Below are 15019 nucleotides of genomic sequence, written 5' to 3' on the forward strand. Positions count from 1 at the left end.
AATGAGCGGCGATGATACCTGTGCGAGGCGGCGGTCAGCGTTGGCAGCCGGGGCAGAAAAAACTCGAGCGTTGTCCGATCACCAATCGACGGATCGGCGTGCTGCATTGCCGGCAGGGCAGGGCTTCACGGCCGTACACGTAAAGGTCCTGCTGGAAGTAACCAGCGGCACCGTCGGCGCCAGCGAAATCGCGCAGCGTCGTGCCGCCTTGCGTGATCGCCTCGTCCAGCACGTCGCGGATTTTCTGAGCCAGCACGCGATAGCGTGGCAGGCTGATGTCGCCGGCCGGTCGCGTCGGCCGGATGCCGGCGCGAAACAGCGATTCGGCGGCGTAGATGTTGCCGGCGCCGACGACGATGCGTCCGTCCATGACAAAGGTCTTGACCGCCGCGCTGCGGCCGCGCGATACGCGGTGCAGGTAGTCACCGTCAAATGCGTCCGAAAACGGTTCGGGCCCCATGCCGGTCAGCAGCGGATGCGTGGGCTCGTCGTGCCGCCACAGCAGTACGGCGCCGAAGCGCCGCGGGTCGTGGAAGCGCAGCAGATGGCCGTCGTCGAGTTCGATATCGACGTGGTCGTGCTTGACCAGCGGATGCCCCTGCGCCAACACGAACAGCCGGCCCGACATGCCCAGGTGGATCAGCAGCCGATCGCCGCCATCGAGCGCCAGCAGCAGGTATTTGCCACGGCGGTCGGTGGACAGCACGCGCTGGCCGGCGACACGGCTGGCGAGATCGTCCGGCACCGGCCAGCGCATCCGCGACTCACGAACGACGACCCGCGTAATGCGTCGGTCGATCACATGCGGCGTGACACCACGCCGGATCGTTTCGACCTCGGGCAACTCGGGCATCGATGCGACTCTACGGCGCTGGTGCCGCTGGTGCCGCTGGCGTCGCCGCCGCGTCAGCCGGTGCTGCATCGGCTGGCTTGGGCGCCGGCAGCCGCAGCAGCGTGTCGACATCGGTGCGCGACAGCGTGTAGCGCACGCCCAGGTCGGCGCGCGCCAGCACCAGCTGCGGATCGCGAGCCACGATCGTGAAGCTCAGCGTGCGGCCGTCGGCCAGCGTCAGCGTGGCGGCTTCGCCTTGCGCGTCCTCCGGTTGGAGGCTGCCGTTGAACAGCGCCTTGGCCGAGGTCCAAGCATCGGCGATGGCCTTGAGTTGGTCAGCTTTGGCGTCGGCGTGATCCGGCGAGGCCCAAGCGCCGTCGGCCGACTTTTCCAACGTCAGGCCGGGCACCACGATCCGCGTGATCGCCGCGCCGGCCGGTACCAGATTCTTGGCAACCAGGTCGGAATAGTCGGCGTCGAACGCCGCGCTGCCGGGGTCGGCGATCAGCGCCAGCTCTTTTTCGTTGACGCGAACGTAGCGGCGGTACTTCAGCGGCTCTTCACCGCCGAAGTCGATCGTCTGGTCGTTGATCGTGATCCGGTAGCGCGCCGGCACCAAGCCCAGTTCCTTGAGATCGCCGCTGTCCAGCATCATCTGTACGCCGGTGTCCGACAGCCCCACCAACGCATTGACTTCGAATGGATCGGCGGCAGCCTTCACCGGCTCGGTGATCGCCCACTGGCCGTCTTGCTTCGCCAGCCGGATCGTCGGCGAACCGGGATGTTCGAGCGCGATGGTCTGCACCATCGACGGCGTCAGCGCCGTCAGCGGTGGTTTCTTTTCTTCATCGGGTTTCTGGCCGAGCCAAGCGGCCGTGCCGAGACCGGCCACAGCGACCAGCAGGCCGAGATTCAGATGGTTGCGGTTCATCGTCAGCGCTCCGGAGTTATTTGCGGCGGCGCGAAATCCAGCGTCCAATGCCGATGCCGATCAGCAGCAGCGGCAGCACCAGCACGAAGCCGCCCGCCAGCAATGCGATCGCCCAATCCGGCAGGAACAGATTCACGTCCGGCGCTTTGGGGATGTCGATGTTCATCTGGTTGTCGCGCGCGGCGAGCCACTGCACCGCGTTGAGTCCCAGCTGCTGGTTACCCAGCTGCCCGAGGTAGGCGTTGGAGATGAAGTCGGCGTCGCCGATCACGACCACGCGCTGCTGCGGCTTGGGCGGCGGCGGTGCATCGGGCGACGTGGGCGCCGCTGCCGGTGCCTCGGCGCCAGGCCGGTCGCGGGTCAGCGTCATGCCGATGTTCAGCGGGCCGGGGACGTCGCCGCTGCTCTCGTCCATCGATACCGGGCCACCATCGAGCTTGCCGGTTTCCAGCCACGCCGTTTCGGTGGTGACCAGCATCGGCGATGCCGTCCAGCCGCTGCCGCTGGCCGTGACCGAACGCACCAGCGGGAACAGCGTCACCTGCTGCAGATCGCGCGTCACCGGCGTCGGCGGATAGCCGAGCGCTGCGTAGATGCCCGGGTGGCCGGTGCCCAGCGCTTCGTACTCGGGAAAGATCGCATAGCCGTTCTGCCAGCGGATGCCGAGCGCGTCGGCCACCGCGTTCAAACCGGGGTCGTTCTCCGGGTCGGCCAGCCACAGCAGATTGCCGCCCTTCTCGACGTATTGCTGGATCAGCTTGATCTCGCCGTCGAGCAGCGCCGCGCGCGGGCTGGCGATCACCAGCAGCGAGGTGTTGTCCGGAATCTGCGGGGTCTTGACCAGGTTCAGGCCCTGAACCTTCAGGCCCTTGTCCTTCAGCGCCTGAGCAAACTGCGAGAAATCTTCGGGGCCATTGGCGGCCGTGCTGCGCTCGCCGTGGCCTTCGAGAAACACGATCCAGCTGTCGCCGGTGTAGCTCAAGCGCTGCAGTGCCGTGGTGATCTCCTGCTCCGACAAGCCGCGCAGATTTTCGCGGCGGCCCTGGTACTCGAGCACCACTTCGCCTGGCGTGCTGATCTTGTACTCGCGGACTTTCGCCGGCTGGCTGGCCGGGTCGACAAATTCCACTTCGATGTCCGGCTTGACGCGCTGGTAGCGGCCGACGAAGAAGTCGACCGACGCGCGTTCGTCGGCGCCAGGGTAGGCAAAGGCGATGAACTTGATCGGCGAGTCCATCGACTGCAACTGCTTCTGGCTGGCCTGCGTCAGCGTGTTGCGCTTGCCCACCGTCCAGTCCCAAACCACGTCATAGCGCTTGGACAAGTAGCCGAGCAGGACCAGCACGGCAACGAACAGCAGCGCGCTGATCGCCTGCTGCAACAACAGATTCTTCTTCTTCATGTTTCCAGTCTCACCGGTGTTGAGTCGTTGTGTGCCAGCGGCGTCAGTTGCGCTCGATATCGAGTCGCAGCACGGTCAGCCACAGGAACAACGCGGTGAACAACAGGTAGTAGACGACGTCCGAGCTGTGGAACAAGCCCGAGATCAGGTCTTGGTAGTGACTGATCAGCGACAGATATTCGAGAACGCTCTTGAAGCCGTTATCGAACTGCGCCGGCATCCGCAGCAGCCACACCAGCAATAGCAATCCGAAGCTGCCGATCGCGGCGATCGTCGGCTCGCGCGTCAGCGACGAGATGAACATGCCGGCCGCGCCGAACGACATCGTGATCAGAAACAAGCCGAGCAGGCCGGCGCCGAGTCGCCCCAAGTCGAGGTTGACCGCCGGCAGCAGCGCCGCCGGCATCGCGGCCAGCAGCAGCACCAGCGCGCCGACGAAGCTCAGCAAGCCGAAGAACTTGCCGAGCACGATCTGCGTCAGCGATACCGGTGCTGAAAACAGCAGCGTCAGCGTGTTGCTTTTGCGCTCTTCGGCGAACAGCCGCATCGTCATCAGCGGCATCACCAGCAGCAGCACGATCGTCGCCGTGCCGTACAAGCCGCCGCCGATGAAGTCGGACACGCCGGTGTATTGATCGGCGGTCTGATAGTTCTGCAGGTACTGCATCAGCATGCCGATGTAGACCCAGCCGAAGATCACTTGCGTGACCGCGAGCACGGCCCAGGCCAGCGGCGAGACGAAGATGCGGCGCGCCTCGTGGCGCGCAATGGTCCAGACAGCGTTCATGCGGCCTCCCGCAGCGTGGCATCGCCCGAGGTCAGTTCAACAAAGATTTCTTCCAGCGTGCGCGTTTCTAGCCGCAGCTCGAGCAGCCCCCAACCGCGCTGCACCGCCGCGTTGACCAGCTCGGCACGCGGATCGGCGCCGTCGGCGAGTTCCAGCAAAAAGCGGCCCGCCGGGCCGATGTCGACCTTCTGCACGCCGGTGAACTGCAGCTCGCTGGCGGCGGGTGCGTTGGCGAACTGCGCCACCAAGCCCTTCTTGCCCAAGTGCGCGTCGATGTGCGCGTCGTACACGAGCCGGCCGGCATTGATGATCATCACGCGGCCGCAAACGGCCTGGATCTCCGGCAGGATGTGGCTCGACAGAATCACGCTGTGGTTCTTGCCCAGCTCGGCGATCAGGCTGCGGATCTCGCGAATCTGGATCGGGTCGAGACCAACGGTCGGCTCGTCGAGCACGATCACGTCGGGGCGATGGATGATGGCCTGTGCAAGGCCGACGCGCTGCTGATAGCCCTTCGACAAGTTGCCGATCAAGCGGCTGCTCATATGCGTCAGACCGCAGTCGCGCTTGGCATCGGCCACCGCTTCGGCGCGCTGCTTCTTGCCGATGCCATGCAGGCCGGCGCAGAAGCCCAGGTATTCGTCGACGGTCAGCTCCGGATAGACCGGCGGCTGTTCGGGCAAGTAGCCGAGATGGCGCTTGGCCAGCTGCGGTGATTCGCGCAGGCTGATGCCACGAATCAGCACGTCGCCGCTGGTGGGCGCCAGATTGCCGGTCAGCATCTTCATGCTGGTCGACTTGCCGGCGCCGTTGGGCCCCAGCAAGCCGAGCACTTCGCCCTTGCGCAGCGTCAGATTCAGGTCGCCCACCGCGAGGTTGGGCCCGTATCGGCGCGTCAGTCCGCGCGCCTCGATCAGCGAATCGCTATCCATCGTCGTGTCGGGTTCTGGTGAGTAAGGGAATGAGGCCTGCTGGCCGCCGGACCACGCCGTGCGGGGCAAGGCGCGGCTCTGACCGCGCTCGGCCGGCACGGTTCCATGCCGAGCCGCGCGGCGCCGGCATTGTACGGGCGAAATCATCGCGTGCCGCGTCGCGCGCGTCAGCGCCGTCACCCGAGGGGTCGCTACACTAGTGGCCCCCGATGTGGCTTGGAGCCGACGATGCTGGACCCGCAAAAGATCGAAGACGTCGCCGCGCGCCTGGCCTCGGTGCTGCCGCCGGGCTTGCTCGGTCTGCGTCGTGAGTTGGAAGAAAACTTTCGCGCCGTGTTGCGCGCCAATCTCGAACGCTTCGACCTGGTGTCGCGCGAACGCTTCGACATCCAGGCGCAGTTGTTGTCGCGCACCCAGGAGCGCTTGCTGCAGCTGGAACAGCGCCTCGCCGCGCTGGAGTCGACCGACGCGAGCGGGCGTTCCAACGCCGGCTGAGCGCCGGGTTTGACGGCGCTGCTGTTGCACTGAGCGCTGGTTCGCCACGCCGCTGCGGCCTGCGCGGCATGCTTGGTGGATGTCGCTTGCCACCGTCCTCAGCCGCGCGCAGAACGGCCTTACGTCCGATCTGGTTCGCGTCGAAGTCCATCTCGCCAACGGCCTGCCGGGGCTTGCGATCGTCGGTCTGCCCGAGGCGGCGGTCCGCGAAGCCAAAGACCGCGTCAAAGCTGCGATCACCACCTGCGGATACGAGTTTCCGCAGCGGCGCATCACCTGCAACCTGGCGCCGGCCGACCTGCCGAAAGAGGGCGGCCGCTTCGATCTGGCGATTGCGCTCGGCATCCTCGCGGCGTCGGCGCAGATTCCGTCGGCGCTGCTGGATGGCCTCGAAGTGCTGGGCGAGCTGTCGCTGTCGGGTGAGTTGCGGCCGGTACGCGGCGCATTGCCGGCGGCGCTGCAAGCGCGTCGCGCCGGCCATGCGCTGGTCGTGCCGGCGGCCAACGCCGACGAGGCCGCGTTAGCCGCCGGCGTCCGTGTGGTCGCTGCAGATCATCTCGGCCGTCTGTGCGGAGCCTTGCACGGCGGAGTACTCACCGAACACGAACCCGGCGTATCCCTCGCGCCGTCGGCCAGCGCGGTATCGCTGCCCGACCTGGCCGACGTACGAGGTCAAGCCCAAGCGCGCCGCGCACTCGAAATCGCGGCCGCCGGCGGGCATTCGCTGCTGATGGCGGGGCCGCCGGGCTCGGGCAAAAGCATGTTGGCGGCCCGCCTGCCGGGCGTGCTGCCGCCGATGAGCGAAGACGAAGCGATCGAAGTTGCGGCCATCGCGTCGGTTGCCAGCAGCGGCTTCGACGCTCGGCACTGGATGCAGCGGCCGTTTCGTGCGCCCCACCACACCGCATCCGGCGTGGCCCTGGTCGGCGGAGGCTCGTCGCCGCGCCCGGGCGAGATCACGCTGGCCCATCGTGGTGTGCTGTTTCTAGATGAGTTGCCGGAGTTCGATCGCCGGGTGCTCGAAGTGCTGCGCCAGCCGTTGGAGACCGGGCAGGTCACCGTGTCGCGCGCGGCTCGCCAGGAGGACTTCCCGGCTCGCTTCCAGTTGATAGCCGCGATGAACCCCTGTCCCTGCGGGTATCTGGGCGACAACGGCGGGCGGTGCCGCTGCACGCCGGACCAGATCGCGCGCTATCGCGGGCGCATCTCCGGCCCGTTGCTGGACCGGATCGACTTGCAGATCTTCGTGCCTGCGGTTGATCGCGCGCAGCTGACGCGGCCCGCTGCCAGTGACGCGGAGCCGAGCGCGATGGTGCGCGAGCGTGTTGTCGTGGCCCGGCAGCGGCAGCTGCAGCGGGCCGGCAAGCGCAATGCGGAGCTACAGCCGGCCGAGTTGGATCGCGACGCGGCGCTGGACGCCGCGGCCCGAGCGCTGATGGAGTCGGCCATGAGCCGGCTGGCGCTGTCGGCTCGGAGCTATCACCGCGTGCTGCGGGTGGCCCGGACGATTGCCGACCTGGCGGGTGCCGATCGCGTCAGCTCGGCGCAGGTCGCCGAAGCGCTGCGATACCGCGGCTGGGACTCGGCTGGGGCTTGAGCGTGCGCCACGAAAAAGGCCCGCAGCTTGCGCTGCGGGCCTTGGGTGCAGTCGGCGGACGGGCCGCCGGGCTGCGCTTCGACTTACATGCCGAAGGTGTAGATCGCCTTCACGCCCAGCGTCGGCTGCGTGCCGGTGAAGTCGGTGCCGTCGATGTAGATGTCGGCATCGGCATCGTCGACGCGGCCTTCAAAGAACATCTTGAAGTTCGACGCCGGAGCGTAGGTCAGCGCCAGCGTGGCTTCGTTGATCGTCAGATCGGAGCCGGCATCCGGCTCGATGTTGACGTTCTCGAGGCGCACCGTGGCCGACCACATGTCGTTCAGCTTCAGCGTGGCGTAGCCGGCAACACCGACGACGTCGACCGTGTCTTCCTGAGAGAAGTAGTCGGCGTTGATGGCGAAGCTCAGCGTGTCCGTCGCGGTCAGCGTGCCGACGAAGTCGAGGTAGTTGGTGTTCTTGCCGGTGTCGCCCGCTTCCACGCCGAAGTAGTCGTAGATGCCGACCGTGACCGCCGGGCTCAGCGTGAACAGACCGCCGACTTCGATCGTCTTGGGGTCGTTGGCGTCAACCGAGGCGCCCAGCGCGGCGCTGTTGGCCAGGCCGAGGAACAGCGTGGCAGCGTCCGACGCCTTGTACGCGGCGCGAACGCCGGTGTGGAAGTACGGCTGCGCGTTGATGTAGACCAGCGAGCGCGACAGCGTGGTGTTGCTCGGATCGGCCAGAACTTCGTAGCCGGCCAGCGAGTTGTAACGGCCGGCGATGACCGTCAGGTCGCCCGCGGCGTAGGACAGGTAGGCCTGCTGAACGGCCAGCTTGTCGTCGGTGTCGCCATAGGACGGGTTGATCACGTTGGCGGCGTCTTCGCCGGCCAGCAGCATCACGGTGCCGCCGAAGCCTTCGGTCGGCGCGCTGCTGAGGTTCAGCACGGCCTGGTTCAGGACGAACGAGTCGGCCTGCACGTCAGCGACGCGGCCCTGGATCAGGCCATTGCTGTCGTTGAAGTTGTAGGCGTAGGAGCCGCTGATCCAGCCGCTGGCCGTAACTTCTTTGGCCAGGTCGGCAAGCGTGGCGGCCGAAGCCGTGGTGCAACCAAAAACGGCAGCCGCAGCCGCGAGATAGTGCATCTTCATTATCTGTGCCTCTCCTGAGATGAATAAAAACCCATGGTTGTGGCGCCATCAGCCAACGCGGGCGGCGACCGACCCGTAGGTCCTTGCAACAAACGGCAGAGTCGATCTGCTCGCGTCCTGCAAGGCCTCCCTTCTGATCGACGGCAGCTGTCGACCCCTTTCTTTGTATGCCGGTTGCTGAATCGCACGGCATTTCCCTGCACCGGGGGCTAAGCAAGGTCTGTACCGGACTGAGACATTACCCCTGATTTTTCGTCTGCCAATGCGGTAAGTGGCTCTTGCGTCGGGAATAAAGAGCCGGTGGTGCGCCAGGGCGGGGTCCCTTTTAAGGGATTCGGCGCACCAAGTTGGGGGTTTGCGCGTGCGCCGCGCCGTTGCGGTGCGTGGTTCTGGTGGATTTCCCGATATCGGGCCAAAAAAAACCCCCGAACGAGTCGGGGGCTGTTCCGCTTCTACCGATGGGGCTCAGTTGGAGCTCAATGCCGTCCGGACCTGCTTGACGGCGCCGAGCACGACGGCCTGTTCGGTCTCGTTGACGCTGTTGTGGCCGCTGTCGGTCTGGACCACCAGGCGATCGGTGTCGAGGTCGCGAACCTGGATCGAAAAGTCCTGAAGCCGCGGCAGCTTGTCCTGGACGCTGGTGTAATCGACCGTCGCCACCAGGCGTGGCTTGCTCGCCGCATCGGCCTCCGCCTGGCCTGCGCGAACCTTGGCGACCGCACGCGCGGCCTGTTGCATCGAGATCGGTTCGGCGGTCGTGGTGCCGCCGGCGCTCGCCGGAAGCGCGGTGCGAAGGTAATCGGCGATCAGCGGGCTTCCGACGACGTTGCGGTTGCCGACGGTGTCCGTATCGGTCTGGCCACGCTGAACCATGCCCACGACCCGGCCGTCGGCCGACAGCAGCGGACTGCCGCCGCTGGCGGCGTGCGCCATGCCGGCGACTTCGGCCTGGTGCGGCGTATTGGCCGACCCCGCAACGCTGACCATCGCCGGTGTCAGCTTGGGTTGATGAGCGCTGCTGCCGCGGCCCTGGGCATGTCCGATGGCATAGACCTGCTGCCCGAGCGCCAGTGGTGACTGATGTTGAACGGCCAGCGGCGCCACGTCGGATGAAAGGGGCGTGCTCAGCTTTAGCATCGCCAGATCGCGATCGTCCGAGCGGCTCAGCACGTCAGCAGAGTAGCGCACCCCGTCCAGCCAGACGGTGGCCTTGTCGTGGCCTTCGAGCGTGTGGGCTGCCGTTACCAGATGGCCGTCGCGCGAAACCAAAAAGCCGCTGCCCTCCGCTTTGCCGAGAAACTGCTGAGCCTCGACCGTGTGCACCTTGAAGCCCATGGCTTCGAACTGCTGCGCGACCCGGGGGAACAGCCCGCGGGGATCTTGCTCGGGCTTGACCAGATAAACGTCCTGGTAGCCCGTCGCGGCAAGCGGAGCTGCAGTCGGTGTCGACGCGCAGCCGGCGGCCAGGACGGTCGCCAGTGCAGCGCCGATCAGGTTCAGTCGTAGATTCAGGGGTTTGGCAGTTTTCATGGAAGTCCTCATTGTGGGGCCCAGTATTAGTGCGAACGGTCGTTATGGTGCGCACAAGTACGATCATGGGACATTTATGAATTATTCAAGTGCAGACGCACCAAAAAATATGAAGCGCTGCATTTCTTTGGTGCTTTGGCCCTCAGTCAACTGCCTGGCGCCCAGCGGCTAAACGAAAAAAGCCCCGCCCCCGACCAGTGACGGTGGGGGCGGGGCTTTTGCTTGAGACCGACGGTGCGGGTCGCGCCGTCGGCTGTTGCCATGCGACCGGGGCGGTGGTGCCCCGGTCGACGGTGCGTCTTCTTTAGACGCCGCTTTCCTTCAGCATCAGGGCGACCGCTGCGTGGATCTCCTCATCCGACAGATCCGGATCACCGCCGCGGGCCGGCATGCTGTTGATGCCAGCGATGGCCGACTTGGTCAGCCCATCGACGCCGCCCTTGGCCGCGGCACGCGCCGACCAAGTCGCCTTGTCGCCGACCTTCGGCGCGCCCAGCACGCCAGCGCCGTGGCAGGCGGTGCAAACCTGGGCCAGCACCTGCTCGGCCGCCAGCGGTGCCCGTGCAGGCTTGGCAGTGACTTTCAGCAGCGCGGCCGGGTCGGTGACGACCTGCGTGACCGGCTTGATGCGATCGCTCAGCACGGCGAGCTGCTCGGGGTCGGCCCCTTCTTTGTCCGGTGTAACCAAAGCGGCAACGCCGGCAATCACCAGGGCGATGCCGGCAAGAATGCCGAGCACGACACTGAAATTGACGAAGAAAACCTTGTCGTGATTCTGGTGTTCCAAAGCGAGCTCCCAACGAAAATGTCGCGACCTGTTAGCCGCAGGAGTATAACGGGCAAGCCGCTGAGCTAGTAAGGCGTATGCAGCAGGAATTTGCATGCCCGTGCGCCACTAGCCGAAGCAGGCAGCGCTTCCTGTAGAATCGCGGCTCGCAATACGTCGCGCTCGTAGCTCAGCTGGATAGAGTACTGCCCTCCGAAGGCAGGGGTCACTGGTTCGAATCCAGTCGAGCGCACCATCTCAGTAGCCCGCCCAGGTATTGCCCTGCGGTCGCGGCAATCTTCGGCACTCTCGTAAAGCTCGCTTGTTATTCCGGTTGCCGCCCGGTCTTCAACGCGCCCCGCGTTCGGGCCCAGCGAGTTTCCATTTGCGCGGATGATGCTGCCGACACAGCGCACCAGTGGGCTCTTCAGGGTTCCGTCTAGAGCGCTGCCGCCGAGTATCGCTATGGGGATTTGACGACGGCGGTGAAGTCGGACCACTGCTCGATGCGGAAGGCCCGGATGTCTAGGACCGACTTCGGGAACCAAGTGCGGGACTTCAGCGCCTGCATGGCAAGGAACAGAATCGCCATGTCCTCGTTGTCGCTGACATACAAGCTGCCCTATACGCGCCGAAAACCATGCTCACTCAGGATTGACCCGATGTCGGCATAGGCTTGCGAGACGCCTTTCGGATGATGCAGTTCGGTATCGGCGACAACGAGGTCGAACGCAACGGCATACATCTAACGCGCCTCTGGATCATCGTTCACATGCGTCAATCGACACTCAGCTTTCTCGCCTATCTCGACCAGCATCACTTAGACCATCCAGTCGCCGTCATCAAGCGCGCGCAGTGCCTCACGCACTTCGTACTTGGGGCCAAAGGCGCTCAAGCTTTTGATTTTCCCGACCGGAACGGGGGGCACGCCCAACTTGCCCATGCTCGCTCCTGCGACGATCCCGAGGAACGATAGCGGTGTCGCAATAGTGACGCGACGGCTTAACACGCTGGCGGCGGTCTGTAGTTGGGTTGGGGCGATCGGCCAGATCGATGGCGACATCGAGTGGATCCGTCGTCCACCACGCTAAGCAATTCACCCGTACGACATTAGTAACGGGCCGTCAGTGGAAACGCGCCAAGCAGGCCAGTCATGCGGAGCTGAACAAGCTCGAAGAGCGCGGCATCGACCTTCATGTCTTCACCGAGCGGTTGCTTGGTTGCGACCGTCACATCGCAAACTGTCCAAATGCCGCTTGTCATCCAGTTCGGTGAACGAGTTCACGCTCCTCGATTGATTCCAGCGGCCGGTTCGTGCGCAGAATTCTGTGCAGATCCCATCTTCTTGATCGCGAAAGCTGCCCGAGAGTGTGAATGGACCCGATTACGCCCTCCGAGCTGAAGTCGATCCTCCATCTGGATCCGCGGGCGTGATCACAGCGAGCTGCTATGGGTTGTCGGCGACAGCAGTCGCTTCAATGCCCATGGCGCGGTGCCGACCAACACCACAACGAGGGACATCTTGCGCAGCGACGATGAAAACGACTGGCATAGCCTGCAGATCATTCATCTGCTGTCAGCGCTCGCGTCCCTGCTGCACGATCTCGGCAAGGCCAGCCGCGCGTTCCAAGAGCGGCTCGTCGGTAAGCGTGTGGAGCGCAACGAGTATCGGCATGAATGGACCTCGCTGCGCTTGTTCCAAGCCTTCGTCGGAATGGATGCGACCGATGAGAGCTGGCTGGCACGGCTGATCGCGCCTTCGGCTGCCGACGACCAAAGCTGGCTCGTCAGGCTTCAACGTGATGGCTTGGACACGGTGGTCGACAAGCCGCTCGCTAGCCTGCCGCCGCTGGCTCAGGCCGTGGCTTGGCTGGTGGTGACGCACCATCGGCTGCCGGTGAAGCCGGCGACTGACCGCAGCGGCAAACATTTGTGGTTAGGGGCCAGAGATGACGGGTTCGCTGCCGGTCAGCTCGACAATCTCCTCAAAAAGATTACTTCCGACTGGAATGAACGCCCTTTGGGCCTCGATCGCAAACAGGTCGAAGCCTACTGGCATTTCCCGAATGGTTTGCCCGTGACCAGTGCACCGTGGCGCAAGCGTGCCGCGAAGATCGCCGAGCGACTGCTGACACTCACCAGCCGCGCAGGCAGTGAATGCTGGCTGGACGATCCTTATCTGATGCACCTGTCCCGCCTAGCACTGATGCTCGCCGACCATCACTACTCGGGGCTCACTGCGCTATCGGAACGTGAGAAAGGCGAAGACGGCCACGCCTTGTATGCCAACACCGATCGAAAGACCGGCCGCTACAACCAGCCGCTAGACGAACACCTGATCGGTGTCGAAAAGCACGCCGGCCTCATCGTCCACGCTTTGCCGGGCTTCGAGCGCGAACTGCCGCGGCTGGCGCGCCATAAGGGCCTGCGCAAGCGCAGCCAGGACGAGCGCTTTCGCTGGCAGGACCGCGCAAGCGACACCGCTGCATCGATCCGCGAGCGCGCGTCACGGCAGGGCGCATTCATCGTCAACATGGCCTCTACTGGCTGCGGCAAGACGCTGGCCAACGCACGGATCATGTATGCGCTGGCCGATCCGAACCAAGGCATGCGCTGTGCGTTCGCGCTTGGCCTGCGTACCTTGACGCTGCAAACGGGTCAGGCCTTCCGCGACCTGCTCCACGCCTCCGACGAAGAACTGGCGATTCGTGTCGGCGGAGCTGCGAGCCGCGAGCTGTTCGAGCACTTCGAGGCGCTGGCCGAGCGTTCGGGCTCTGCATCGTCTCAAGATCTGCTCGACGAAGACGGTCGCGTGCTCTATGAGGGCCATCTCGATCAGCCGCTGCTGAAGCGAGCAATGAAGGATCCGCAGGTGCGTGCGCTGCTCGCCGCGCCGTTGCTGGTCTGTACGGTTGACCATCTGGTGCCCGCTACCGAGAGCCAGCGCGGCGGCCGGCAGATCGCACCGATGCTGCGGCTGATGAGCAGTGACTTGGTGCTCGACGAGTTGGACGACTTCGATATCGGTGACCTGCCGGCGCTGACCAGGCTTGTGTACTGGGCCGGGCTGCTCGGCACCCGCGTACTGGTGTCTTCAGCGACGCTGCCGCCGACGCTGGTTAAAGGTATGTATGAAGCCTACCGAGCCGGCCGCGCCATTCATCAACGTCATCGTGGCCAGAGGCGCGGTGAGCCGGTCAACATCTGCTGCGCGTGGTTCGACGAATTCCACCAGCAGGCGCAGGACTGCGCCGCGAGCGACGACTTCGAGGCAGCGCACTTGGCCTTTGCCGTAAAGCGGCACGCCCGGCTCGGTCAGGACCTTGTTCGTCGTAGAGGCCGGCTGGAGCCGCTCAATCTAAAGGGACTGAAAAAGGATGCGATGCGCGAGCGTTTCGCCCTGCAGGCCCGCGACGCGGCGCTGTCGCTGCACGCCGAGCATCACGGGGTGGATCCAAAGAGCGGGAAGCGGGTCAGCTTTGGGCTGATCCGCATGGCGAATATCGACCCGCTGTTCGACGTCGCGCTGGCGCTGTATCGCCTCGGGGCGCCTCCCGGGTTTCGTATCCATCTGTGTGTCTACCATTCTCAGTTTCCGCTGCTGATGCGCTCGGCGATCGAACGGCGTCTGGATCAAACCTTGGATCGCCGCAACCCCGATGCGGTGTTCACGCTGCCGGACATCCGTAGTCGAATCGACGCCTCTGCGGAGGCCGATCAATTGTTCATCGTGCTTGGCTCGCCAGTGACCGAAGTGGGACGGGATCACGATTACGACTGGGCGGTGGTCGAACCGTCGTCGATGCGCTCGCTGATCCAGCTTGCCGGCCGCGTGCGGCGACATCGGCCGTCGGCCTGCGAAACTCCGAATCTGGCGATCTTCGATCACAACCTTAAATGCTTCGAGGCACCGAACGAGGCCGCGTACTGTCGGCCAGGCTTTGAGGGCGACGAGCCGTTCCGGCTTAGCGCGCGCAACTTGCAAGCTCTGTTGCGCGAGGACGAGCGCGACGTGATCGACGCCCGCCCGCGCATCGTCGAGCGACCACCATCGGAGCGACTGCCATTCAACAAACGACTGGTCGATCTGGAACATGAACGACTGCGCCATGCGATGAAGCCGCAGCAGGCGCCGCTCAACGCCAGCAGCTTCTGGGCGAGACCGCTACTGCATCTGACGGGAGTGGCTGCGCAGCAGCAGCCTTTCCGACAGCAGACAGTTCCGCAAGTCGAAGTCCGTCTTCTGCCGAATGAGGACGAAGACGGCTACCAGCTCCATCGATTGCATGAGCAGAAAGGCCAGGACGACCTCTGGGTCGAGGTCGATGGCACCTTGCATCGCATCCGTGAACAGGACGTGCGCGGTGTCGGCATCGAGGCATGGGCGGCAACCGACTACCTCACCGAACTGTCGGCCTTAGCGGAGGCTATGGAATTGCCATTGCGAGACTGCGCTGCGCGATATGGCGACGCGTCACTGCCGCAATCCCCGCAGGGTTGGAGATTTCATCCTGCACTCGGATTCTCTCGGACGAAGTAAGTAATGCTTTATCAGGCGGCGCAATGCCGCTTGATTCGATTCCCCGGCAGTCAGCGCGCGAATAGCAAAACTGT

12 protein-coding genes, 1 tRNA gene and 1 pseudogene are annotated in these 15019 nt (G+C 64.7%); 4 read left to right on the forward strand and 10 right to left on the reverse strand.

All coding sequences use genetic code 11. The annotated features are described in order from the left end of the window. Window positions 1–34: 34 nt before the first annotated feature. Genes mutM through BUB09_RS05300 form a run of 5 tightly spaced genes read right to left on the reverse strand, consistent with a single transcriptional unit; the run spans window position 35 to window position 4884 of the window. Window positions 35–853 (reverse strand): bifunctional DNA-formamidopyrimidine glycosylase/DNA-(apurinic or apyrimidinic site) lyase, encoded by an 819-nt coding sequence (gene mutM, locus BUB09_RS05280; RefSeq protein ID WP_072895499.1) that lies wholly within the window; start codon window positions 851–853, stop codon window positions 35–37. Window positions 854–863: 10 nt separating this feature from the next. Then, window positions 864–1763, reverse strand: coding sequence for a DUF4340 domain-containing protein (locus tag BUB09_RS05285; protein ID WP_072895079.1), 900 nt, complete (start codon window positions 1761–1763; stop codon window positions 864–866). Between the two features lie 16 nt (window positions 1764–1779). After that, entirely contained in the window at window positions 1780–3165 is a 1386-nt protein-coding gene (locus tag BUB09_RS05290; RefSeq protein WP_072895082.1) for a GldG family protein, read from the reverse strand. 43 nt (window positions 3166–3208) lie between these two features. Continuing rightward, window positions 3209–3952, reverse strand: a complete 744-nt coding sequence (locus BUB09_RS05295; protein ID WP_072895084.1) for an ABC transporter permease — start codon at window positions 3950–3952, stop codon at window positions 3209–3211. Then, the gene (locus BUB09_RS05300) at window positions 3949–4884 is read right to left on the reverse strand and encodes an ABC transporter ATP-binding protein (protein ID WP_072895087.1); all 936 of its coding nucleotides are present in this window, start codon (window positions 4882–4884) and stop codon (window positions 3949–3951) included. The genes BUB09_RS05295 and BUB09_RS05300 overlap by 4 nt, the downstream gene beginning before the upstream one ends. A 228-nt stretch (window positions 4885–5112) precedes the next feature. Between BUB09_RS05300 and BUB09_RS05305 the strand changes: the two genes are divergently transcribed. Together BUB09_RS05305 and BUB09_RS05310 are read left to right on the forward strand one after the other, a co-directional pair. Next, window positions 5113–5379: an accessory factor UbiK family protein gene (locus BUB09_RS05305; protein WP_072895502.1), complete on the forward strand. Its 267-nt coding sequence runs from the start codon at window positions 5113–5115 to the stop codon at window positions 5377–5379. A gap of 79 nt (window positions 5380–5458) precedes the next feature. Continuing rightward, on the forward strand, window positions 5459–6976 hold the full coding sequence (locus BUB09_RS05310) for a YifB family Mg chelatase-like AAA ATPase (protein ID WP_072895090.1): 1518 nt from the start codon (window positions 5459–5461) through the stop codon (window positions 6974–6976). An 83-nt stretch (window positions 6977–7059) separates the two neighbouring features. On the opposite strand, the gene BUB09_RS05315 is transcribed toward BUB09_RS05310, so the two are convergent. The 3 genes from BUB09_RS05315 to BUB09_RS05325 all read right to left on the reverse strand — a co-directional run bounded on the left by BUB09_RS05315 (window position 7060) and on the right by BUB09_RS05325 (window position 10426). Beyond that, a complete protein-coding gene (locus tag BUB09_RS05315) occupies window positions 7060–8109 on the reverse strand; it encodes an outer membrane beta-barrel protein (protein ID WP_072895093.1) in 1050 nt (349 codons plus the stop codon). Window positions 8110–8574: 465 nt separating this feature from the next. Further along, complete coding sequence (locus tag BUB09_RS05320) at window positions 8575–9639, reverse strand: S1 family peptidase (protein WP_072895096.1); 1065 nt, start codon at window positions 9637–9639, stop codon at window positions 8575–8577. Between the two features lie 304 nt (window positions 9640–9943). Beyond that, window positions 9944–10426, reverse strand: coding sequence for a c-type cytochrome (locus BUB09_RS05325; protein WP_072895099.1), 483 nt, complete (start codon window positions 10424–10426; stop codon window positions 9944–9946). A gap of 158 nt (window positions 10427–10584) precedes the next feature. On the opposite strand from BUB09_RS05325, the gene BUB09_RS05330 reads away from it, so the two are divergent. Next, a tRNA-Arg gene (locus BUB09_RS05330) sits at window positions 10585–10661 on the forward strand. A gap of 207 nt (window positions 10662–10868) precedes the next feature. On the opposite strand, the pseudogene BUB09_RS17630 reads toward BUB09_RS05330, so the two are convergent. Beyond that, window positions 10869–11150, reverse strand: a pseudogene (locus BUB09_RS17630) (virulence factor). A gap of 75 nt (window positions 11151–11225) precedes the next feature. Continuing rightward, window positions 11226–11468: a DUF5397 family protein gene (locus BUB09_RS17635; protein ID WP_217650233.1), complete on the reverse strand. Its 243-nt coding sequence runs from the start codon at window positions 11466–11468 to the stop codon at window positions 11226–11228. A gap of 357 nt (window positions 11469–11825) precedes the next feature. Between BUB09_RS17635 and cas3f the strand changes: the two genes are divergently transcribed. Beyond that, window positions 11826–14945 (forward strand): type I-F CRISPR-associated helicase Cas3f, encoded by a 3120-nt coding sequence (gene cas3f, locus BUB09_RS05345; protein ID WP_281249912.1) that lies wholly within the window; start codon window positions 11826–11828, stop codon window positions 14943–14945. The last annotated feature ends 74 nt before the right edge of the window (window positions 14946–15019 follow it).

The sequence above is a fragment of the Hydrocarboniphaga daqingensis genome (assembly GCF_900129825.1).
Taxonomy (GTDB): domain Bacteria; phylum Pseudomonadota; class Gammaproteobacteria; order Nevskiales; family Nevskiaceae; genus Hydrocarboniphaga; species Hydrocarboniphaga daqingensis.

Bases quoted from the DNA above. Each gene is read 5' to 3' on its own strand.
- mutM (WP_072895499.1), bottom strand. From the start codon at position 853: ATGCCCGAGTTGCCCGAGGTCGAAACGATCCGGCGTGGTGTCACGCCG.
- BUB09_RS05285 (WP_072895079.1), bottom strand. From the start codon at position 1,763: ATGAACCGCAACCATCTGAATCTCGGCCTGCTGGTCGCTGTGGCCGGT.
- BUB09_RS05290 (WP_072895082.1), bottom strand. From the start codon at position 3,165: ATGAAGAAGAAGAATCTGTTGTTGCAGCAGGCGATCAGCGCGCTGCTG.
- BUB09_RS05295 (WP_072895084.1), bottom strand. From the start codon at position 3,952: ATGAACGCTGTCTGGACCATTGCGCGCCACGAGGCGCGCCGCATCTTC.
- BUB09_RS05300 (WP_072895087.1), bottom strand. From the start codon at position 4,884: ATGGATAGCGATTCGCTGATCGAGGCGCGCGGACTGACGCGCCGATAC.
- BUB09_RS05305 (WP_072895502.1), top strand. From the start codon at position 5,113: ATGCTGGACCCGCAAAAGATCGAAGACGTCGCCGCGCGCCTGGCCTCG.
- BUB09_RS05310 (WP_072895090.1), top strand. From the start codon at position 5,459: ATGTCGCTTGCCACCGTCCTCAGCCGCGCGCAGAACGGCCTTACGTCC.
- BUB09_RS05315 (WP_072895093.1), bottom strand. From the start codon at position 8,109: ATGAAGATGCACTATCTCGCGGCTGCGGCTGCCGTTTTTGGTTGCACC.
- BUB09_RS05320 (WP_072895096.1), bottom strand. From the start codon at position 9,639: ATGAAAACTGCCAAACCCCTGAATCTACGACTGAACCTGATCGGCGCT.
- BUB09_RS17635 (WP_217650233.1), bottom strand. From the start codon at position 11,468: ATGTCGCCATCGATCTGGCCGATCGCCCCAACCCAACTACAGACCGCC.